General features: G+C 37.8%; 20 protein-coding genes, 2 tRNA genes and 1 riboswitch. Of the genes, 1 reads left to right on the top strand and 21 read right to left on the bottom strand.

The window, feature by feature from the left end; all coding sequences use genetic code 11:
* Positions 1-315: 315 nt before the first annotated feature.
* The 15 genes from RGB74_RS06065 to RGB74_RS05995 all read right to left on the bottom strand — a co-directional run bounded on the left by RGB74_RS06065 (position 316) and on the right by RGB74_RS05995 (position 13,716).
* Positions 316-392: transfer RNA gene (locus RGB74_RS06065), tRNA-Arg, on the bottom strand.
* Between the two features lie 190 nt (positions 393-582).
* A tRNA-Gly gene (locus tag RGB74_RS06060) sits at positions 583-656 on the bottom strand.
* Between the two features lie 93 nt (positions 657-749).
* Positions 750-1,265 carry a YfcE family phosphodiesterase gene (locus RGB74_RS06055; RefSeq protein WP_310762094.1) on the bottom strand — a complete coding sequence of 172 codons (516 nt, stop codon included), beginning with the start codon at positions 1,263-1,265 and terminating at the stop codon, positions 750-752.
* On the bottom strand, positions 1,250-1,858 hold the full coding sequence (locus RGB74_RS06050) for an XTP/dITP diphosphatase (RefSeq protein ID WP_310762093.1): 609 nt from the start codon (positions 1,856-1,858) through the stop codon (positions 1,250-1,252). Before RGB74_RS06050 ends, RGB74_RS06055 begins: the two co-directional genes overlap by 16 nt.
* Before the next feature lie 191 nt (positions 1,859-2,049).
* A complete protein-coding gene (locus RGB74_RS06045) occupies positions 2,050-3,099 on the bottom strand; it encodes a GerMN domain-containing protein (protein WP_310762092.1) in 1,050 nt (349 codons plus the stop codon).
* Between the two features lie 364 nt (positions 3,100-3,463).
* Positions 3,464-4,258 (bottom strand): glutamate racemase, encoded by a 795-nt coding sequence (gene racE, locus RGB74_RS06040; RefSeq protein ID WP_310762091.1) that lies wholly within the window; start codon positions 4,256-4,258, stop codon positions 3,464-3,466.
* Positions 4,259-4,416: 158 nt separating this feature from the next.
* Positions 4,417-6,129 (bottom strand): phosphoenolpyruvate--protein phosphotransferase, encoded by a 1,713-nt coding sequence (ptsP, locus tag RGB74_RS06035; protein WP_310762090.1) that lies wholly within the window; start codon positions 6,127-6,129, stop codon positions 4,417-4,419.
* Complete coding sequence (locus RGB74_RS06030; RefSeq protein ID WP_310259394.1) at positions 6,129-6,395, bottom strand: phosphocarrier protein HPr; 267 nt, start codon at positions 6,393-6,395, stop codon at positions 6,129-6,131. The genes ptsP and RGB74_RS06030 overlap by 1 nt, the downstream gene beginning before the upstream one ends.
* A gap of 14 nt (positions 6,396-6,409) precedes the next feature.
* On the bottom strand, positions 6,410-8,485 hold the full coding sequence (ptsG, locus tag RGB74_RS06025; protein ID WP_310762089.1) for a glucose-specific PTS transporter subunit IIBC: 2,076 nt from the start codon (positions 8,483-8,485) through the stop codon (positions 6,410-6,412).
* Between the two features lie 198 nt (positions 8,486-8,683).
* Positions 8,684-9,532 (bottom strand): glucose PTS transporter transcription antiterminator GlcT, encoded by an 849-nt coding sequence (glcT, locus tag RGB74_RS06020; RefSeq protein WP_310762088.1) that lies wholly within the window; start codon positions 9,530-9,532, stop codon positions 8,684-8,686.
* A 153-nt stretch (positions 9,533-9,685) separates the two neighbouring features.
* Entirely contained in the window at positions 9,686-9,910 is a 225-nt protein-coding gene (locus RGB74_RS06015; protein ID WP_066243534.1) for a helix-turn-helix domain-containing protein, read from the bottom strand.
* Positions 9,911-10,044: 134 nt separating this feature from the next.
* The gene (locus tag RGB74_RS06010) at positions 10,045-10,512 is read right to left on the bottom strand and encodes an acyl-CoA thioesterase (protein ID WP_310762087.1); all 468 of its coding nucleotides are present in this window, start codon (positions 10,510-10,512) and stop codon (positions 10,045-10,047) included.
* A gap of 61 nt (positions 10,513-10,573) precedes the next feature.
* Positions 10,574-11,329, bottom strand: a complete 756-nt coding sequence (sdhB, locus tag RGB74_RS06005; RefSeq protein WP_310762086.1) for a succinate dehydrogenase iron-sulfur subunit — start codon at positions 11,327-11,329, stop codon at positions 10,574-10,576.
* Between the two features lie 11 nt (positions 11,330-11,340).
* A complete protein-coding gene (sdhA, locus tag RGB74_RS06000) occupies positions 11,341-13,092 on the bottom strand; it encodes a succinate dehydrogenase flavoprotein subunit (RefSeq protein WP_310762085.1) in 1,752 nt (583 codons plus the stop codon).
* A gap of 15 nt (positions 13,093-13,107) precedes the next feature.
* Entirely contained in the window at positions 13,108-13,716 is a 609-nt protein-coding gene (locus RGB74_RS05995; RefSeq protein WP_310762084.1) for a succinate dehydrogenase cytochrome b558 subunit, read from the bottom strand.
* 309 nt (positions 13,717-14,025) lie between these two features.
* Here RGB74_RS05995 and RGB74_RS05990 point away from each other — a divergent pair, with 309 nt between their 5' ends.
* Positions 14,026-14,472, top strand: coding sequence for a YslB family protein (locus RGB74_RS05990; protein WP_310762083.1), 447 nt, complete (start codon positions 14,026-14,028; stop codon positions 14,470-14,472).
* A gap of 332 nt (positions 14,473-14,804) precedes the next feature.
* On the opposite strand, the gene RGB74_RS05985 is transcribed toward RGB74_RS05990, so the two are convergent.
* From RGB74_RS05985 to RGB74_RS05960, 6 genes are all read right to left on the bottom strand, one after another.
* Positions 14,805-16,043 carry an aspartate kinase gene (locus RGB74_RS05985; protein ID WP_310762082.1) on the bottom strand — a complete coding sequence of 413 codons (1,239 nt, stop codon included), beginning with the start codon at positions 16,041-16,043 and terminating at the stop codon, positions 14,805-14,807.
* A gap of 115 nt (positions 16,044-16,158) precedes the next feature.
* Positions 16,159-16,347, bottom strand: a riboswitch (Lysine riboswitch).
* Positions 16,348-16,412: 65 nt separating this feature from the next.
* The gene (gene uvrC / locus RGB74_RS05980; RefSeq protein WP_310762081.1) at positions 16,413-18,188 is read right to left on the bottom strand and encodes an excinuclease ABC subunit UvrC; all 1,776 of its coding nucleotides are present in this window, start codon (positions 18,186-18,188) and stop codon (positions 16,413-16,415) included.
* A gap of 191 nt (positions 18,189-18,379) precedes the next feature.
* Entirely contained in the window at positions 18,380-18,691 is a 312-nt protein-coding gene (gene trxA, locus RGB74_RS05975; protein ID WP_251311340.1) for a thioredoxin, read from the bottom strand.
* Positions 18,692-18,806: 115 nt separating this feature from the next.
* A complete protein-coding gene (locus RGB74_RS05970; RefSeq protein ID WP_310762080.1) occupies positions 18,807-19,397 on the bottom strand; it encodes a histidine phosphatase family protein in 591 nt (196 codons plus the stop codon).
* 306 nt (positions 19,398-19,703) lie between these two features.
* A complete protein-coding gene (locus RGB74_RS05965) occupies positions 19,704-20,675 on the bottom strand; it encodes an electron transfer flavoprotein subunit alpha/FixB family protein (RefSeq protein WP_310762079.1) in 972 nt (323 codons plus the stop codon).
* Positions 20,676-20,687: 12 nt separating this feature from the next.
* The gene (locus RGB74_RS05960; protein ID WP_310762078.1) at positions 20,688-21,458 is read right to left on the bottom strand and encodes an electron transfer flavoprotein subunit beta/FixA family protein; all 771 of its coding nucleotides are present in this window, start codon (positions 21,456-21,458) and stop codon (positions 20,688-20,690) included.
* Position 21,459 lies beyond the last annotated feature (1 nt).

The raw sequence follows: 21,459 nt of genomic DNA, 5'->3' as shown, positions 1-21,459 counted from the left end.
GTGATCCTCCTTTTCTTACACAATTTAAGTTATTAGAATATTTTAAAAACATATGATAATTGCTGACAATGTTACGCTCATATCACGTACGGGTCAACCATGAATTTTGTCAAAAATCCTCTTTATCAGACTTTTCTGATTTTTTGTACACGCTTACATTCCCATGCCTACGGGAAAAATCGTGTGTATTTTTTTGATTGTAAACATTTTTAAAGCGCTTACATGATTGTTTTTATAAGCGCACAAAAAAACACGCCTAATGTCCTTTAAAAGAGAACACTAAGCGTGTTAAGCTATGTAATAATAATAGTTATATGGCGTCCCAGGAGAGATTCGAACTCCCGACCGTACGCTTAGAAGGCGTATGCTCTATCCGGCTGAGCTACTGGGACATTATGTATTTGAGCCCATTTCGCATAGTAATGCGCTTTCCGCAATTACCATGCGCTGCGGGCACACAGTGATTTGTTCCACCTGTCGACCGTGGATACAAATATGTTTTGTATAACATGCTTTTTAATTTAAGATCTGTTAACTTTAGGATGTAAATTTTCTGTGCCATTTGAACGTGAGAAAAACAAATGGAGCGGGTGATGAGAATCGAACTCACGACCAGAGCTTGGAAGGCTCTTGTTTTACCATTAAACTACACCCGCGGACAATAGATCTTGTCGCGACGACATAACTAAATATACATGATAATTAAGTTTGCGTCAACCCATTTTTATTATTTTTTAAGAATTTTAGTATTAGATAGTATATCGCTTTGTTAAATGCTTAATCTGATTCCCGTCTAAAGAATAAAACATAACGGAAACTTCAGAACGTTCTACCTCTAAGATAGCATATGTCTTTTCAAATGTTCCTCTCGGCAACCGAATACTGCCTGGATTAATGAAAATCATCCCTTCCCGTTCATATGTTTCAGCTATGTGCGAATGTCCAAAACAAACAATTGAAGCACCAGTTTCTTCAGCACGATAGGCTAACGACAAATGGGACATCTTCACGTCGTACAAATGACCATGAGTTATATATATACACGTATCACCAAGCATTTCTATTGCTTCGTTTGGAAACTCTTGTCCTAAATAATCCATATTCCCTAAAACGGTAACGAACCCCTCTAACTCTTTTGCATATGTTTGAAGTTCAGAGTCACCGCAGTGGATCATGAGTTCTACTTCATTTTCATGACGTTTTCTTAACTCTAAAATTTCTTCCCTTAATCCATGACTATCACTGACGATTAAGGCTTTTGCCATAGCATGTCCTCCTCATTGATAAAGTCTCTTAATAGCATTAATGCGTTTGCTCTGTGGCTGATTTTATTTTTCTCTTTTTTTGTCAACTCTGCCATTGACTTATTCATGGATGGTAAATAGAAAATTGGGTCGTATCCAAATCCTTCTGTTCCACGTCTTTCATGCAAAATCTCCCCTTCACACTTCCCTTTTACAACAAAAGTTTCTTTTCCGGGTCTTGCAAAAGCTAATGCACATACAAAACGAGCAGTTCGATTCATATTCGGCACACTTTGTAATTCTTTTAAAACTTTGTCCATATTGTCTTCGTCATTTTTATGGCTTCCCGCATACCTTGCTGAATAAACGCCTGGTCTTCCTTCAAGCGCATCTATCTCGAGTCCTGAATCGTCTGATATAACCGGTATGTTTAATTTATTACAAATCGTTTCTGCTTTTAAAATCGCATTTTCTTCAAAAGTATCTCCTGTTTCCTCTACATCCGGAATGTTTTCCATGTCTAAGAGTGAAACTACTTCGATACCAAATTCATCAAACATCGATTGAAATTCAGATACTTTACCCTTGTTTTTCGTAGCAATCAAAATTTGCATATGTATAACCTCACTTTAAAATCATCAAATAGGAATAACTAAAAGTTCATTCAGAAGGCAACTCGCGGTTTTCATGCAAGTTTTGTCCCTCTCTGAAGATAAGATTCTCAGCTTATTCATGAACACAAATCAATTAACACAAAAAGAGACGATGTCTCGTCTCTTTTACTGTATCACAACCAAATATATTTTTAAAATTCACCTGTATTTACTTCTTTTGGGCGGGAAACAGGTGCAGTAAGCTCTTTTCCTTTTTCATTGAATATCTTTGACTTTCCATTTACCTGAATTGCCACTTTTTTCACTTCAGGCAGCTCTGTAAGAGAAAGTACAATCGAATTCAGCACTTCATCAGCAATTCTATTTTCTTCTTTGTTATCTAACAATGCACTATTAAAGTTTAATGTAGCCACTCCGTCTTTATTAACGACTGGAGTACTCAATAGTTTAACATCTGTTCTAAAATCTGTGAGCAGCTTGCTTTGAGCAGTTGGTCCATTGATCAAGTTTTCAATTGTTGCTGTAACTTTATCAGTTCCCTGCTTTGCTACACGTCGAGTAACTGGAACATAATAGGTCTGATCTTGCGTTTGGGCTAAGAAGTATAGTGTGACGACATTACTGTTCGTAATGTCTGCTACATTTCCATTTTCAACATTGATTCCATCAATTCTACTGACACCTTCGCCGATCGGAGTATTATTTACAGGCATAGAATTTTGATTCTTTCCGTCAATTTGTATTTTAACTTTTTTAATATTATCAAATTGTGTGAGTGTAAATGTAATCGCCTGTAAAATTTTCAATTCGTCTTTTGGTTTATACTCTGTAAATTCTTTTGAGAAATTAGCTGTAGCTGTACCCTTTTTTATGTTTACAGATAGTACTTCCGTATCTGCAGGCAGCACAGCTTGAAATCCATTAGGAATCATATTGCTTACTGGTCCATCTTTAACTAGATATTGCAGTACTTGTTTCGCAGTTTCATCATTTTTTGGAAGAGCCAGTACTTGAGGTACAACCATTCCATTACTATCGAACAAAAAGAGCTGACGTCTCTGTGTCTGTGCAGACTTTGCCGTCTTATCTTTTTTATCCAATGACTTGCCTTCTTTAACGTAATTCACTTTTGGGGGATCGAGCTCCGATCCTGTTTTTTCTCCCCCCAATCCACACCCTGATACCAGTAAAGATACTGATAACAAAAGTAATGGAGCCCCTGTTCTTAGTGTTTTGCGCATACTTTCCCTCCTCAAGTGGTTTGTACTAATATGTATACGAGCTATACTTTCTTTTAGACCACTTGTACAAAAATAAAAAGAAAAACGAGTTGGTTAAACGCAAAACGAACTTGGTAAGCGGAATATTAAAAGTGAAAAGATTAAAAAACATACAGTTTGGGATAAAAAAAGCTGATTGAGGTGCAGAATCCTGCTCTTTTGAAACTCACATTTCGAAAAAAGAGGTTAATCCTGCAAACTCGGGAGTTATCCTACCAAAAAAGTACGTAATCCTAGATACTCTAATTCTACAAAAGCTGTTCCTCATAAAGGAAAAGCATTCATAAAAAAAACTGCCCAAAATTTAGGGCAGCTACTCTATTTTTTAAAGTTTGATGCATTCTACCATATCAACTGTGGTATCAAGCCAATGGTTCGCAATTTGTAGAAATTGCTTACTTTCAGCAGTCGCTAAAAAACGGTGATTAGGTTTATGATTACCTGTATTCAATAAACCACTGTGATCCAAGATGACTGAAACTTCACGGGCTGTTTCCGCACCAGAGCAAATCAATTTTATATGCTCGCCCATAACTTGCTGAATAATGGGTCTTAATAACGGATAGTGCGTGCATCCTAATATCAACGTATCGATTGACACATCTTTAAGAGGATATAATGTTTCAGAAACTGCTTGAATGGTTTCTTCCCCATTTAGTTTTCCTTGTTCAACTAAAGGCACAAATAATGGACATGCCAGACTTTCAACGATCACATCTGATCTGATTTGCTGCAAAGCTTGCTTATATGCATCACTATTTATAGTTCCTACCGTTCCTATAACTCCCACATGATTGTTTTTGGTTATCTTTAAAGCTGAACGTGCTCCTGGATGTATAACGCCTAATACAGGAATATCAAGCTTCATTTTTGCCTCTTCGAGTACGGCTGCAGTCGCAGTATTGCAAGCAATAACGAGCATTTTAATTTTATGCTCTAAAAGATAATCAATCATTTCCCATGTGAATTTTCGTACCTCGTCAAACGGCCTTGGTCCATAAGGGCATCTCTTTGTATCTCCCAGATATATGATTTCTTCCTTTGGCAGCTGTCTCATAAGCTCTCTAGCAACTGTTAATCCGCCAACTCCTGAATCTATTACTCCTATCGGTCTATTCAAAACATCGCCTCATCTCTGTATACATTGCTGAAAACCTTATAAAGGCATTTACCGTGATTTCTATTTTGCTAATATTTTTATGAAATTGCAACGAAAATCGTTAAAATATTATACATAAAAGGACTATGGAAAAATCCATAGTCCACTTTTTCTATTGTTTAACAATTCTCTTCTACAAACTTCACAACATCTTGCATCGTATCCATCTGCAGAATTTGATCGATATGAGCACTGATTTTTTCCTTTGAAAGGCCTAAAATCTGACTGCGTGCTGGTAATACTGATGTAGCGCTCATCGAGAACTCATCAAGCCCAAGTCCTAATAGAATCGGAATCGCGATCGGATCTCCGGCCATCTCACCGCACATGCCAGTCCACTTGCCTTCTTTATGTGAAGCATCGATTACCATTTTAACAAGTCTTAAAATGGCTGGATTATAAGGCTGATATAAATAAGATACTTGTTCGTTCATTCTATCAGCAGCCATGGTGTACTGAATCAAGTCATTCGTACCAATGCTGAAGAAATCCACTTCTTTTGCAAAAGTATCTGCCATAACAGCAGTTGATGGAATTTCTACCATGATTCCTACTTCGATATCTTCTGAAACTTTTGTTCCCTCGTTCACAAGCTTTTCTTTTTCATCCATTAATATGCTTTTCGCAGATCGGAATTCTTCAAGTGTTGCAATCATCGGGAACATAATTTTCAAGTTTCCATAACTACTTGCACGAAGCAGAGCACGAAGCTGTGTTCTGAAAATTTCTTGTTCTTCTAAACATAGCCGGATTGCGCGAAACCCTAAGAACGGGTTTAGTTCTTTCGGCAGATTCAAGTAAGAAAGTTCTTTATCACCGCCTATATCCAATGTTCGGATAACGACAGGCTTTCCTTCCATTTTGTCTAGTACTTCTTTATAGGCTTTAAATTGTTCTTCCTCAGTTGGCAACTGATCTCGTCCCATATACAAAAATTCTGTTCTATATAAGCCGACACCTTCTGCCCCGTTCTCCAGTACACCTTTCACATCTGCTGGTGTACCAATGTTGGCAGCCAATTCGACTTGAACACCATCGGAAGATAAAGTTTTTTCATTTACCAGCTTTGCCCATTCTTCTTTTTGTTGCTGATATTTTTTTTGTTTTTCCTGATAAACAGCGATTTCATCATCAGTAGGATCAATGATTACTTGTCCATCGAGACCATCAATAATCACCATTACATTATTCTTAACTTTTTCTGTAACAACCTTTGTACCTACTACAGCAGGGATTTCCATCGAACGCGACATGATCGCAGAGTGCGATGTTCTCCCCCCAATATCTGTTGCAAAACCTTTTACAAATTTACGATTCAATTGAGCAGTGTCTGAGGGAGTAAGATCTTCAGCCAAGATTATTACTTCTTCAGCAATGCTTGCTGGTGTAGTAAATTTAACATCCAGCAAATGAGCTAATACACGTTTAGAAACGTCACGAATATCAGCAGCGCGCTCTTTCATGTATTCATTGTCCATTTGCTCGAACATATTGATGAACATAGAAGAAATATCATTCATTGCCACTTCTGCATTAATCTTTTCATTCTCTATTTTTTGTTTTACAGCATCAACGAGCTCAGGGTCACTTAGTACAAGAAGATGGGCAGCAAATATCGCTGCCTTATCTTCACCAAGTTCTTTATTCGCTTTTTCTTTAATTACTGAGAGTTCTTCTTTTGACACATTAATCGCAGCTTGGAAACGTTCGATTTCTTCCGCAATATTAGCAACTGGTTTCTTCTCAATCGTCAATTCTGGATTTTGAAGAACAAATGCTTTAGCGATCGCTATGCCGGCTGATGCTGCAATACCTGAAATTTTTTCAGACATTACTCACCAAGCCCTTCTTTTTTCATTACATCTTCGATTGCTGCTAATGCTTCATCAGCATCAGATCCTTCAGCTTTAACAGTGATTTCTGCACCAGATTGAATACCAAGACTCATAACACCCATGATTGACTTTAAGTTAACGCTCTTGCCATTGTAGTCAAGAGTAATATCTGAACTGAACTGACCAGCTTGGTTTACTAAAGTTGTTGCTGGACGTGCGTGAATCCCTGATTCGCTAGTTACTTTAAATGTTTTTTCTGCCATTGTTTTTTACCCCTTTATTTTTTAAATTTAATAATGTTTTCTTCTTCAATACCTACTGTTCCTGTTTTTTCTACTGAAACAGTTTCGCCCGATAAGTTTGTAAATACAATCGGAGTTATTACAGAAGGTGCATTTTCTTTTACAAAACTTAAGTCAACCTTCAATAGTTTCTGACCAGCTTCAACTTTGTCTCCTTCAGAAACAAATGTTTCAAAACCTTCACCTTTTAACTTAACAGTGTCGATTCCAAAATGAATTAAAATTTCTTTTCCGCTGTCAGACTCGATTCCGATTGCATGCTTTGTAGGGAATACATTAATAATCTTACCATTGACCGGTGAAACCACCAAACCATCTGCTGGTTCAATCGCAAAACCATCACCCATCATCTTGCCAGAGAATACTTGATCCGGCACTTCAGTTATCGGAAGTAATTTCCCTTTAATCGGAGATACGAAACGTTCTGCATCAGTTGAAACTGAAGAAACAGGCGTAACAACATCATTTGATTTTGTATCCGCTAGTTCACCTTGTTCAGCTACTTTTTCGCTGTTTTTAGGCTTGGCTACTGTTTTTCCATCCATAATATCTTTGATTTCGCTCTTGATTGTGTCAGAGCGTGTTCCAAAGATTGCCTGAATGCTGTTACCCATCTCAAGGACACCAGAAGCACCTAGCTTCTTCAAACGATTCTTGTCCACTTCTTTAGGATCGCGGACTGCAACTCGAAGACGAGTAATACACGCATCCAAGTCTGCAATATTGGATTTTCCGCCTAGTCCTTCTAAAATATTCGCTGCTAACGAGTCATTATTAGATGGTCCAACGTTAGTTTCTACTTCATCGTCTACAATTTCACGGCCTGGAGTTTTAAGATCCCACTTGCGGATCGCAAAACGAAATCCAAAATAATATATAACTGAGAACACTAGTCCTACAGGTATAACAAGCCACCAGTCTGTACGGTTAGGCAATACACCAAATAGTAAGTAATCAATTACACCGCCTGAGAATGTCATACCAATTTTAACATTTAGCAATTGCATAGTCATAAATGATAGACCTGCAAAAATAGCATGAATTCCAAAAAGGACTGGCGCTACAAAAAGGAATGTAAACTCGATCGGTTCAGTAATCCCTGTCAGGAAAGATGTTAATGCAGCTGAAGCCATAATACCAGCAACCACTTTTTTGTGTTCTGGGCGTGCTTCTTGATAAATAGCTAGTGCTGCAGCAGGAAGTCCAAACATCATGAACGGGAATTTACCTGTCATGAATGTCCCTGCTGTTAACGGGACATTGTCTTTTAATTGTGCAAAGAAAATACGCTGATCTCCGCGGACCAAACCTTCTGTAGCAGAATGGTATGAACCAAACTCAAACCAAAACGGAGAGTAAAAAATATGATGAAGACCAAATGGTATTAATGATCTCTCAATAACACCAAAAACAAAAGAAGCTAATGTTAAATTAGAGTTAATCATGCTTTCTGAAAAAACATTCAAGCCATTTTGAATAGGCGGCCAAATCCAAGTCATAACAATTCCTAAAATCAATGCTGAAACCGCTGTTATAATTGGAACAAAACGTTTGCCCGCAAAGAATCCAAGATATTGCGGAAGTTCAATGTTGTAATACCTTTTATAAAGATATGAAGCAAGAATACCCACGATAATACCGCCGAAAACCCCTGTTTGCAGGGTTGGAATGCCTAAAACCATTGCAAATGATGGATCTTTATCAATCATTTCCGGTTTAACACCTTCGATAACACTCATCGTAACGTTCATGATCAAGTATCCGATAATAGCAGCTAATCCAGCAACACCTTCACCGCCAGCAAGTCCAACGGCTACACCTACTGCAAATAATAATGACAAGTTGGAAAACACAATGTTCCCCGACTGCTCCATTACATTGGCTACTAGCTGAAACCAGCTGGCATCAAGCGCAGGCAGCAATTTTATCAATTCAGGATTTTTAAAAGCAGTACCAAACGCTAAAAGCAAACCAGCAGCTGGCAAAATTGCAACGGGCAGCATTAATGCTTTACCTACACGCTGAAGTACACCAAACAATTTTTTAAACATAGGAAGTCCTCCTTTTTAATTATGATAACCCTTCCATTTACTTTCGCTAAAACAAAAAAGACATAAATAAAGAACATAAGCAATTAACTTAATCAGATATTAATATATCCTAATTAAGTATTTGCTACACTTTGTTCTCTACTTATGCCTGATCGAATCAGTAACACGTATAAACGAATGTATTTATATTATTGCGTTCTATTCATTGTCATATCGCGAAAGCCTTTGCAAATGCATCGTTAGATAAACTGCTTCTGCATGGGGTACGGGCTTATTCAAGGAATTTTGCATGACCTTGATTAGCTTCCAAGCCAAATTGTAGCACACCGGGTATTCTTCTTTCAACACTTTTGCTAACCTTTCTTGCTCTTCCATTTTTTCTCCCATTGAAATTCTTTCAATGGCATGTCTCAAATGTCTAACCAGCCGCAAATAATTAATACTCTTAGTATCAATTAAAAGGTCTAAAGATTGCTGAATCATTGTGATAAGCGTATTAATCAATACAGAATGTTTCTTAATATCTGTAACACTTTTATTCGTAATACCGCTGTGAATATGGAGGGCAACGAATCCAATTTCACCTTCTGGAAGATAGATGTTCAATTCCCGATTTATAACTTCTATTACTTCTTCGGCCACTGTAAACTCTTTCGGATACAGCGTTTGTGTTTCTGTTAAAAAAGGATTCTTTATATCCATACCTTGCTGATATCGCTTAACGGCAAATGCAATATGATCTGTTAAAGCAACATGTATATGCTCATTTAATTTGTTTTCGAACCTATTTCCTATATATACAATAATGTCATTAATAAGTTCTACAGTTTTTTCATCGATATAGGTTAATAACGTACGATATTGTTTTTGTTCATTCTCATCTTTCAAGACAAACAGCTTATCAATTTGATCATCAAGAATAGAATCTCCTTGCTTTTTGGCAAAACCGATCCCTTTCCCAATAACTATTAGCTCCTTGTTTAAAGAGTCCGATACAATAACCACGTTATTATTTAATACCTTTTTGACTTGCAGGTTATTTTTCATTTCATTCACCTATTTCATAAACTGTACAGAAAAGAATATAGCACCTTTCATCATATATGAAAAAGTGAAGAAAAATCAATTACACTTTTTTCCCTTTAAAGAAAATTCCGACTGCAAACCGAAAACGGCTTTCGCCTGAAAGCCGCTTCCTGACTAAATCTCGAGTTCTCCAAGCCTCAATAATTCTACAACGGCTTGAGAGCGTCCTTTTACCCCAAGCTTTTGCATGGTATTCGAAATATGGTTTCGAACTGTTTTCTCACTAATAAATAATTGTTCCGCAATTTCTTTTGTGGTTTTGTCTTGGACTAGTAGTTCGAAAACTTCTCTCTCTCTTTTTGTAAGTAGAGGCTTCGGTCGGTAGTGTTTATCCTTCAATGAATTCACCCCTCCTTGCTAGGGTTTAGGAACCGCCAACGAATATTGGAAGTATTTAGTCAACATATAGTATGTTACACGTGCTGTGTGAGTGACTTGGTTCACTTAAATATGCATAAAAAAAAGCCCATTTTTTACACATGGGCTTTTTGTGAAAAATGATAAAATAGGGATTTTTGCTCTTCGGTCCATTTTGAAGGACGACCGCTTTTTCTTGAAATCTGTACGATGGATCCTCTCCCTGTAAAAACAGGCTCTTCTTTTTCATTCAGTCCCATATAATGCAGATCAATAGAAGAGGAACCCACATAATTAATTTTCACAAATACTTTTAAACGCTCATCATACATAATCTGTGCTAAGTAATCACATTGCAAATCTGCAACTACTGGTATTTCTTCTGAATTTGGAGTTCCCCACGATTTCATAAGTCCTAATTCTTTAAAAAGAGAGATTCTGGCTTCTTCCATATAAATGAATATATTAGTATTGTTCACATGTCCAAAGCCGTCTATTTCGCCAAACCTCACAAATAATTCTTGATAATAATGAAAGTCTTTTTTCCACTCATCAAAAGTTGTGATGTAATCTTGTCTAGCCACTGTATCCCCGCCTTTTATAGAAAAGGCTCCTCCTAATCTAAGGAGAAGCCTTACTCTTTATTTATCTGTCACTGCCAAAGAAATTTTTAAATGCCTGGAATGATGTATCCCGGTTAAGAGCTGCGATTGATGTTGTTAATGGAATTCCTTTAGGACATGACTGTACACAGTTTTGCGAGTTTCCACACTCAGCAAGTCCCCCATCATCCATGATTGCATTTAAACGTTCTTCTTTATTCATGGCACCTGTCGGATGTGCATTAAATAAACGAACTTGTGAAAGTGGTGCAGGTCCAATGAAATCAGATTTGCTGTTAACGTTTGGACATGCCTCTAAACATACTCCGCAAGTCATGCATTTTGAAAGTTCATATGCCCATTGACGCTTCGTTTCCGGCATACGCGGTCCAGGTCCCAAATCGTATGTACCATCGATTGGAATCCATGCCTTTACTCGCTTAAGAGCATTGAACATTCTGCTTCGATCGATTGCCAAGTCACGTACCACAGGAAAAGTCTTCATTGGTTCAAGGCGGATCGGCTGTTCCAATTGATCCACAAGTGCTGTACATGATTGTCTCGGCTTTCCGTTGATCACCATAGAACAGGCACCACAGACTTCTTCCAAACAGTTCATTTCCCATGTAATAGGAGAAGTAGCTTCCCCTTTTGCATTAACCGGATTTCTTCGAATTTCCATAAGAGCAGAAATAACGTTCATGTTCGGACGATGCGGAATCTCAAACTCTTCTATATATGGGGCAGAATCAGGGCTATCTTGTCTCGTGACGCTGAATTTAACCATTTTTGTGCTCATGCTTACACCCCTTACTTGTTTTTAGAATAGTCACGTTTACGTGGTTGAATTAACGAAACGTCAACTTCTTCATACTCAAATTCAGGTCCATTGACAGCTGGATTGAATTTCGCTTTAGTCGTTTTCAACCAGTTCTCATCATTACGTTCTGGAAAATCTGGTTTATAATGCGCACCGCGGCTTTCATCACGATTTAATGCACCTAATGTGATAACTCGTGCAAGCTGAAGCATGTGCCAAAGCTGGCGTGTAAAGGATGCACCTTGATTACTCCATTTGGATGTATCATTGATATTGATGTTTTTGTAACGCTGCATCAATTCTTGGATCTTTTCATCTGTTTGTTTTAATTTATCGTTGTATCTTACAACTGTAACGTTATCCGTCATCCATTCACCAAGCTCTTTATGGATTACGTAAGCATTCTCAGTTCCATCCATAGAAAGAATGTTGTTATATACTTCTTGATCTTTTCTGACTTGATTTTCAAATACAGAAGCAGACACGTCTTCAACTGTTTTTTCCAAACCTTTGATGTACTTAACTGCTGAAGGACCCGCCATCATTCCGCCGTAGATCGCAGAAAGAAGAGAGTTTGCTCCAAGTCGGTTAGCACCATGATATTGGTACTCACACTCACCCGCTGCAAAAAGACCTGGGATATTTGTCATTTGATCATAATCTACCCACATTCCACCCATTGAATAGTGAACCGCAGGGAATATTTTCATAGGAACTTTACGAGGATCATCTCCCATAAACTTCTCATAAATCTCAATAATTCCACCAAGTTTAATATCAAGCTCTTTTGGATCTTTATGAGAAAGATCCAGGTAAACCATGTTTTCACCGTTGATACCAAGCTTTAAATCTACGCACACATGGAAAATTTCACGAGTCGCGATATCACGCGGAACAAGGTTTCCGTATGCAGGATATTTTTCTTCAAGGAAATACCAAGGTTTTCCGTCTTTATATGTCCAGACACGTCCGCCTTCACCACGAGCAGATTCACTCATTAAACGAAGCTTATCGTCTCCTGGAATAGCAGTTGGATGAATTTGAATGAACTCGCCATTCGCATAATATACACCTTGCTGATAAAGAGAAGATGCTGCTCCGCCTGTATTGATTACAGAGTTAGTAGATTTCCCGAAAATAATACCAGGGCCGCCTGTCGCCATAATTACAGCGTCAGCAGAGAAACTTGAAATCTCCATTGACTTTAAATTTTGTGCTGTAATACCACGGCACTGTCCTTCTTCGTCTATGACAGCAGATAAGAACTCCCAGCCCTCGTATTTAGTTACAAGACCTGCAACTTCATAACGGCGAACTTGCTCATCCAAAGCATATAATAGCTGCTGTCCTGTAGTTGCGCCAGCGAATGCTGTACGGTGATGCTGAGTTCCACCAAAACGACGGAAATCAAGTAATCCTTCTGGTGTTCTATTAAACATAACTCCCATACGGTCCATTAAATGGATGATACCAGGTGCTGCATCACACATTGCTTTTACAGGTGGCTGATTCGCTAAGAAGTCACCGCCGTAAACAGAATCATCGAAGTGTTCCCAAGGTGAATCTCCTTCACCTTTTGTATTAACTGCACCGTTTATACCGCCTTGTGCACAAACAGAATGTGATCGTTTTACAGGTACAACTGAAAAAAGGTCGACATTCACACCAGCTTCTGCAGCTTTGATTGTAGCCATCAAACCGGCGAGACCTCCGCCAACAATAATAATTTTCTGATTACTCAATTTGTCTCACCCCTTTTAAATGAATGCAAAAATAGAACGTACGCTAACAATGGCTAAGAGAATAAATACGCCCAATGTTACGTATGTAGAAATCTTTTGTGAACGAGGAGAAACAGTTAGGCCCCAGCTTACAAAGAAAGACCATAGTCCATTCGCAAAATGAAAGACCGCTGATAGAACTCCAACTAAATAAAAAGCAACCATCACTGGTGAACTTAGGATATCTTCCATCATAGAGAAGTTAACTTCAGCCCCCATAGCGGCTTGTATGCGTGTTTCCCAAACATGCCACGCAAGAAAAATAAGAGTAATAATACCAGTTACACGCTGGACGAGGAACATTGCATTACGGAAATAGCCATAGCGGCTAACGTTGTTTTTCGCTTGAAACGTAATATATAGTCCGTACACCGCATGAAAAAGCAGTGGTAAGTAAATAACAAACGTTTCTAGTACAATTCGAAATGGTAAACTTTCCATAAAATGTGCTGCGGCATTAAAATCCTCTGCACCTCTTGTTGCAAAGTGGTTTACAACTAGATGCTGAACGAGAAAAAGCCCGATAGGAATAACTCCTAATAGTGAATGAATCCTTCTGTTGACAAAATCTTTATTGCCAGCCATTTTCTTGCCCCCTTCATATTTAGCCTCTTTTGGCTGCTAATCTGTTGTTTCTCTCCATCTCTCGTGTAAGCGTTTTAGTTTCCTCTTTTAAGAGGATGAATTTTAAAACAATACGTTTAATCAACTAGCAACATGTCCATTTTACTCCCATCGTTTGACACCGTCAAGAAAACGCTAACAAGTAAATCAGGATATTTTATTGGTACATCAACGTTTTTTCTAACTAACATTCTCGACAATTTCCGATTGTTGCTGTAGAGTTTGATCCCTATACCCGTTATAATAAAATATAGAAAGAAGGGATGCAGAATGTTTAAGCAAAAAACAAACGAAGAAACCGCACCTGTCGAAAAGGCTTCCGTATCGCAATTTGCCTATGAATTACTTCGTAGCGATTTGTTACCTGAACTTCTTGGTAAGGAAGAAAGAAATATTCTATATTGGGCTGGCAGACATCTAGCCAGAAAATATCCTTTACATACAATGGAAGAAGTACACGCCTTTTTCAATGAAGCAGCATGGGGCACACTAGAAATGATCGAGGCATCAAGCAGCGAAATGGTCTTTTCTTTAAACTCTTCACTCATTGAACAGCGATTGCAGAATTTTCATAATCAAACCTTTAGTTTAGAAGCAGGTTTCCTCGCTGAACAAATTCAGCTGCAAAAAAAGTGCACGACAGAAGCTTTAGAATCTATCAAACGAAATAAAATTTCTTTCACTGTACAGTGGGATAAAAAGGATACGATTGATTGATAAGGGGCTGACCCAAAAGTATAATAACTTTTGCGGTCATGCCTCTTTTTTTATTATCATGGTTTGATATTTTTGTGGATTTGTCGAATTTTGTTCACTTTTGTCATTTCGGGAGTATTTGAATAAAACTCGTTGGATTATGGGCAAATCTCGTTGAATTATAATCTATTTCCGTTGGATTACCCTGCGATTGCTCTATCATTCATAGGCAAATCGCAAATAGGTAAGCGTAATAAAGTCCGAATCTAGGATAATATAAATGAAACAAGAAAAAAAGACCCTAAAAGGCATTATTTTACGCCTTTTTCGGATCTAACTTTTCATTTTTCAGCTCACGAATTTTGAACAGGTACACGTGCGTCTAATTCAAAAATATCATGCAGTGTTTCAATAGATTTAACCATGTCATCCTGCTTCACTACTGTAGAAACTTTAATCTCTGAAGTACTGACCATTTTTATCAAAATGTTTTGATCTGATAAAGCCTTGAACATTTTTGCGGCAACTCCATGATTCGAAATCATACCTGAACCGACGATAGATACTTTTGCCAGACCACTCTCATAGCTAATTGATTCAAAACCTAATTTATCCTGAAACCCTGCCAATACTTCTTGGGTTTCTGACAATACGCTTGTTTCAATCGAAAAAGAAATATTTGTTTTTTCTTCATTCATTACATTTTGAATGATGATATCAACATTTATTCCATTACTTGCTAAAATAGTAAATAGATCAGAGAGTGAGTTAATATTATTCGGCATGTTAGAAACAGTAATTTTCGTTATATTTCCTTCAAACGCCAAACCTCTTACCATTAAGTTTTGTTCCATAGATGATTCCTCCTCAACTAATGTTCCACGTTCATCACTCATACTGGATCTGACTTCTAACGCAATTTGATAATTTTTAGCAAATTCAACTGCCCTCGGATGCAGTACTCCCGCTCCTAAGTTAGCCATTTCCAGCATTTCATCATAAGAAATGGATGGGATTTTTCTCGCGGTCTTTACAACACGCGGATCTGTTGTGAATACACCTGTAACATCCGTGTAGATATCACATCGATCAGCCTTTAGTGCTGCAGCTAAAGCTACAGCTGTAGTATCTGATCCGCCTCTGCCTAATGTTGCAATATCATTCGTTTCAGAGATAACCCCTTGGAAACCGGCAACTACAGCTATATGTCCGCTTTTCAGTAAGTCCTCTATCCGTTTAGAGTCAATATCTAGAATTCTCGCATTTGAAAATGTATTTTCCGTCTGTATACCCGCTTGCCAGCCAGTTAATGACTGTGCTTTATACCCTTGCTGATGGAGGGCTATCGTTAACAAAGCAATTGTAATCTGCTCACCTGTAGTAAGGAGCATATCCATTTCTCTTTTTGATGGATTAGGACTGATTTCTCCCGCTAGTCTCACAAGTTCATCAGTTGTCTTTCCCATTGCCGATACAACGACAACCACTTCATTCCCATTATCTACTTCATTTATAACTCTTTTAGCGACATTTTGAATCCGTTCAACAGACCCAACACTCGTACCGCCAAACTTTTGTACGATTCTCCCCATTTTCTCCCAATCCTTTCCTGATGTGAATTCTATCTCCAGATTAGAAACAAAAAAGCAACAATAAGGAAAAAACCCTATTGTTGCTGTATCCGTAGCAAGCCAAGTTTGTTTCCCCTAGTGAGATAGTTCTCCACACAAATCCTGGGGGGACTTGTGTGACAGCCCTGTATTTATTCAATACAGGTCCAGCATAAAAGGTAAGAAGTCCAATTACACTTCGGCAAAAATCCCCTTTCCTCCACCCTCAAAAGAGCTTCTTCTCTTCAGATGGTCTACTATTGGTTTTTGCTCCTCTACCATCACTTCTATTGAAGCATGGCATATTTATAAAGTTGGGTTTATTTTAACAAAGTTAACGTAGTCCTGCAACTACTCATTTGACTGGAGTGTCTTGGAAATTTCTTCAGCAACTGCCCTTGGAATTCCGGCTTCCTGGATTTCTTCAACTGTAGCCTCTTTCATTTTCTTAAAGGATCCAAAATGACGAAGAAGTAATTTTTTACGTTTATCACCAATACCCGCAATACCATCTAAGGAAGATTCGAACATACTTTTCGATCGTACTTTTCTATGAAATGTGATAGCAAATCGGTGTACTTCATCTTGAATTCTCTGAAGTAAATAAAACTCCTGGCTATTTCTAGATAGATGAATCATTTGCGGCGGATCACCCAACCATAACTGTGAAGTTCGGTGTTTTTCGTCCTTTGATAGACCCGCTACCGGTATGAACAAATTCAATTCGTTCTCCAATACGTCCTGAGCAGCGGCGATTTGTCCTTTTCCACCATCAATAAGTATTAAACTCGGAAGTTCCCCTTCTTCTTTTAGAAGTCTTGAATATCTCCTTCTGACTACTTCTTTCATAGATGCATAGTCATCAGGACCTTCGACTGTTTTAATTTTATACTTTCGATATTCTTTTTTATATGGTTTTCCGTCAATAAACACAACCATCGCTGAAACAGGATCAGTTCCGTGAATATTCGAGTTATCGAAAGCTTCTATTCGATATGGAGGAGCAATCCCCATTTTCTCTCCAAGATTTTCAACTGCTTTAACTGTTCTAGCCTCGTCGTGTTCAATTAATGCAAACTTTTCATTAAGTGCCAGCGTTGCATTTTTAGTTGCTAATTCAACGAGTTCCTTCTTCTGTCCCTTTTTAGGCTGCAAAACTCTTACATTTAAAAGCTGCTGAATAAGATTAGCGTCTACAGGCTGCGGCAATAAGATTTCTCTAGGCAGTAAATGATTCTTCTGCAAATAAAACTGACCGATAAATGTAAGTAAATCTTCATGCGCTTCTCCGTAAAAAGGAAAAACAGAAATATCTCTTGCAATCACCTTGCCCTGACGGATAAAAAATACTTGAACACACATCCATCCTTTATCAAAGTGATATCCAAAAACATCTCGGTCCACAAGGTCTGCTGTCATCATTTTTTGTTTTTCCATCACTGCTTCAATATGGCGGATTTGATCACGAAGCTCTTTTGCCCGTTCGAAATTCAGTGCTTCTGAGGCCTCTAGCATTTTTTCAGATAGCTCATTCTTCACTTCTTGGTAACCGCCGCTTAAAAATTTCACGATCTCATTGACCATCTCTTTGTTTTGTTCAGGTGTAATATCATAAACACATGGACCTAAACATTGACCAATATGATAATATAAGCAAACTCTTTTTGGCATCGTATCACATTTTCGAAGAGGAAAAATTCGATCAAGAAGCTTTTTTGTTTCTTGAGCCGCATAGGCATTTACAAAAGGTCCAAAGTATTTGCCGCCATCTTTTTTTACTTTGCGTGTATATAGTAACCGGGGCTGCTTCTCAGAGGTTACTTTTAAATAAGGATAACTCTTATCATCTTTAAGCATTACGTTATATCGAGGATCATGCTTTTTGATTAAGTTCATCTCTAATACAAGAGCTTCCATCTCTGATGAAGTAACGATGTATTCGAAATCTTTAATCTCGCTGACTAATCGCTGTGTTTTTCCATCATGTGATCCAGAAAAATATGATTTTACACGATTTTTTAATACCTTTGCTTTTCCTACATAAATAACTTTACCGAATTCGTTTTTCATCAAATAACAACCTGGCTGATCCGGGAGCAGCATCAGTTTTTGCTTGATGGAGGTCATATTACATTCCCCTCTGCTAATAATACTTTTATTTATCATATCATGTTGTCAGTATGAATGAACACTATGCAAGCTCTAAACAAATACTGGGTTAAAAAGAATCAACAATTTTTTCTTTTGATATGTATTATCGAATTCCCCATTTAAAAATGACATAAAAAAGCCCGGGGAGCCCGGGCTTTTCATTCTACTTATTTATGTTTGTTAAGCAATTCGACTAAAGCTTCTTTTGGCTGGAAACCAACAACTTGGTCAACTACTTGCCCATCTTTGAAAACTAATAATGTCGGAATACTCATAACTCCATATTTACCAGCTGTTTCTTGGTTTTCATCAACATCGAGTTTTACAACTTTTACTTCTTCAACTTCTTGATCAAGTTCCTCAAGAACTGGAGCAATCATTTTACAAGGTCCGCACCATGGTGCCCAAAAGTCAGCAAGTACTAAACCTTCGTTTGTTTCTGTATTAAATGTTTGATCTGATGCATTTACAATAGCCATTTATTTGGCCCTCCTTTGATATTAACAAGTGTAAACAAAGTATATCACCATAAATAATACTGTTGCCAATTGTTTGCTCACCAATATAGTACCCAAGTTCGAAACGTAACAAACGTTAAGTAGTAAGTCTCTCATTTAAGTGTTTATTACAATTGAATAATTCACAAAACCAATCTTCATTTTGAACTCTGAACTTAGAAAAAGAAGTATTATTTAAACCATACCATTTGTCAGTTTGATCCTGCAGCAAATGTTTAAAGATCCTTACAAGTAAAGCGCCATGAGAAACAATCAGCACTTTTTGATCAGGATGATTCTGAACGATTTCTTTTAAAGCTGCTTTCCAGCGTGTATCTGCTTCTTCATTTTTCTCTCTTCCTAATTCAAGTGTCTTCCACTCTTCGCCCCATTTTTCTACTCGTTCAGCTTCTGTAGTGCCTTCTGTATCACCAAATGAAATCTCTCGAAGTCTCTCATCAATTATTAAAGACAATCCTGTTTGTTCTGCTATTGCATTCGCTGTATGGAATGCTCGTGATAATGGACTTGTATAAATAATATCCCAATTTTCATTTTTGCATCTTTCTGCAACAGCAAAAGCCTGTTGTTTTCCTTGGTCATTTAGAGGAATATCAATACAACCTTGAGCTCTCTTTTCGATATTCCAATCCGTTTCACCGTGGCGAATAAACCCTATCGTAGTCAAAACCATATCCCCTTTTTCTTTATCTATTATCTATAATTATATTATGTTAACAGTAAAACGTTAAATATTAGTCTGTAATTATAATAATAAGGCTGAAATTCCATAACCATTGTTGTTCTTAGAAGTAGTTCGCTCCATCGTGATCGCTTTCCGCAGGAGTCTCGCACCTTGCGCTTTAATCAACTAGTCAGTGGAGAGAATGAACATATGAGCAAAAAGTTACATTCTTTTAGAAAAGAGCCATTAGAAAATACCCTAAATTAAAGAAGACGCCCAAACTTGAGGACGCCTCCTTTCTTATTTATTTTATACTAAAACTTTCTTAAATTCTTCAGTGAGCAATGGAACAACCTCAAACAAATCTCCTACAATCCCGTAATCTGCTACGGAAAAAATACTCGCTTCAGGATCCTTGTTGATGGCAACAATAACTTTAGAGTTGGACATACCTGCTAAATGCTGAATCGCTCCCGATATGCCGCAAGCAATGTACAAATCAGGTGTTACGACTTTACCCGTTTGACCAATCTGCAAAGAATAATCACAATAATCAGCATCACATGCTCCACGAGAAGCGCCTACTGCAGCTCCAAGAACATCAGCGAGTTCTTGAAGAGGTTTAAACCCATCTGTTGATTTTACTCCTCGTCCGCCTGCAACCACAATTTTTGCCTCTGAAAGATCTACACCAGTAGATGCTTTACGAACAACCTCTTTAACAATCGTACGCAAATCTTTAATATCTACAGAAACCGATTTAATTTCACCAGTACGAGATTCATTTTTTTCTAACGGTGTAATGTTATTTGGACGAATTGTCACAAATACAAGACCATCAGTAATCACTTTCTTTTCAAAAGCCTTACCAGAATATACAGGGCGTGTGAACACTGTATTTTCACCAGCCTGCTCAAGACCTGTTACATCCGAAATCAAGCCAGACTCTAAACGAGCAGCAAGTCGAGGTGAAAGATCTTTACCTAGTGATGTATGACCAAATACAATCGCTTCAGGTTTTTCTTCATCTATCACTTGCTTTAACGCTTGAAAGTAACCATCTGTCGTATAATTTGACAGCTTTTCATTTTCAGCAACCAGCACACGGTCTGCTCCGTAATGGATGAGTTCATTACCTAAGTTTTGAACGGAGTCACCGCACAATACTGCGAACACTTCTCCTCCTCCAGAAATTTCTTTCCCTGCCGCTATCGCTTCAAATGAAACATTACGAAGTGCGCCGTCACGTGATTCAGCTAGTACTAAAACTTTTTTTGCCATGATGTCTCCTCCTTATATTACCTTTGCTTCGGTTCTTAATAGGGATACAAGTTCTTTTACTTGGTCAGCTGTTTCGCCGGATAAAATTTTTCCTGCTTCCTTTTTAGGAGGAAGATAGATTTCTACCGTTTTTGTTTTGGCTTCCACGTCATCTTCATCAATATCCAGGTCATCAAGGTCTAATGACTCAAGCGGCTTTTTCTTCGCTTTCATGATTCCTGGAAGAGACGGATAACGAGGTTCGTTCAAACCTTGCTGAGCAGTCACCAATAGTGGAAGAGATGTTTCTATTTTTTCTAAATCTCCCTCAACATCACGTTCAATATTTACTGTTGTTCCGTTTACTTCAATTTTCGTAATCGTTGTTACATGCGGAATATCAAGCAACTCAGCTAGACGAGGACCCACTTGCCCTGTACCATTATCAATAGCAACATTACCACCTAAGATAATGTCATATTCTTTGTCTTTAAAATATGTTGCTAAAATAGATGAAGTTGAAAATTGATCCTGTGAATCAAGATCTTCATTAGAAATTAGTACTGCTTGATCAGCTCCCATAGCCAAAGCTGTACGCAATTCTTTTTCAGAATCCTCATCGCCTACTGTTACAACTGTAACTGTCCCGCCATGTGCATCTTTTAAAGTAATTGCTTCTTCAATTGCATATTCGTCATATGGATTTATGATGAATTCAGCACTATCTTCTGAAATCTTATTATTGGAAACAGAGATCTTTTCTTCAGTATCAAAAGTGCGTTTTAATATAACAAAAATATTCATG

Origin of the sequence: Bacillus sp. NEB1478, assembly GCF_031582965.1 — a bacterium.
Classification (GTDB): Bacteria; Bacillota; Bacilli; order Bacillales; family Fictibacillaceae; genus Fictibacillus.
The sequence above is the reverse complement of the archived record's forward strand: the minus strand, read 5'-3'. Positions and strand labels throughout refer to the sequence as shown.

Excerpts from the sequence above, each read along its gene's own strand:
- RGB74_RS06055 (WP_310762094.1), bottom strand. The coding sequence starts at position 1,265 with ATGGCAAAAGCCTTAATCGTCAGTGATAGTCATGGATTAAGGGAAGAA.
- RGB74_RS06050 (WP_310762093.1), bottom strand. The coding sequence starts at position 1,858 with ATGCAAATTTTGATTGCTACGAAAAACAAGGGTAAAGTATCTGAATTT.
- RGB74_RS06045 (WP_310762092.1), bottom strand. The coding sequence starts at position 3,099 with ATGCGCAAAACACTAAGAACAGGGGCTCCATTACTTTTGTTATCAGTA.
- ptsP (WP_310762090.1), bottom strand. The coding sequence starts at position 6,129 with ATGTCTGAAAAAATTTCAGGTATTGCAGCATCAGCCGGCATAGCGATC.
- RGB74_RS06030 (WP_310259394.1), bottom strand. The coding sequence starts at position 6,395 with ATGGCAGAAAAAACATTTAAAGTAACTAGCGAATCAGGGATTCACGCA.
- ptsG (WP_310762089.1), bottom strand. The coding sequence starts at position 8,485 with ATGTTTAAAAAATTGTTTGGTGTACTTCAGCGTGTAGGTAAAGCATTA.
- glcT (WP_310762088.1), bottom strand. The coding sequence starts at position 9,532 with ATGAAAAATAACCTGCAAGTCAAAAAGGTATTAAATAATAACGTGGTT.
- sdhB (WP_310762086.1), bottom strand. The coding sequence starts at position 11,329 with ATGAGCACAAAAATGGTTAAATTCAGCGTCACGAGACAAGATAGCCCT.
- RGB74_RS05995 (WP_310762084.1), bottom strand. The coding sequence starts at position 13,716 with ATGGCTGGCAATAAAGATTTTGTCAACAGAAGGATTCATTCACTATTA.
- RGB74_RS05990 (WP_310762083.1), top strand. The coding sequence starts at position 14,026 with ATGTTTAAGCAAAAAACAAACGAAGAAACCGCACCTGTCGAAAAGGCT.
- RGB74_RS05985 (WP_310762082.1), bottom strand. The coding sequence starts at position 16,043 with ATGGGGAGAATCGTACAAAAGTTTGGCGGTACGAGTGTTGGGTCTGTT.
- uvrC (WP_310762081.1), bottom strand. The coding sequence starts at position 18,188 with ATGACCTCCATCAAGCAAAAACTGATGCTGCTCCCGGATCAGCCAGGT.
- trxA (WP_251311340.1), bottom strand. The coding sequence starts at position 18,691 with ATGGCTATTGTAAATGCATCAGATCAAACATTTAATACAGAAACAAAC.
- RGB74_RS05965 (WP_310762079.1), bottom strand. The coding sequence starts at position 20,675 with ATGGCAAAAAAAGTTTTAGTACTAGCTGAATCACGTGACGGCGCACTT.
- RGB74_RS05960 (WP_310762078.1), bottom strand. The coding sequence starts at position 21,458 with ATGAATATTTTTGTTATATTAAAACGCACTTTTGATACTGAAGAAAAG.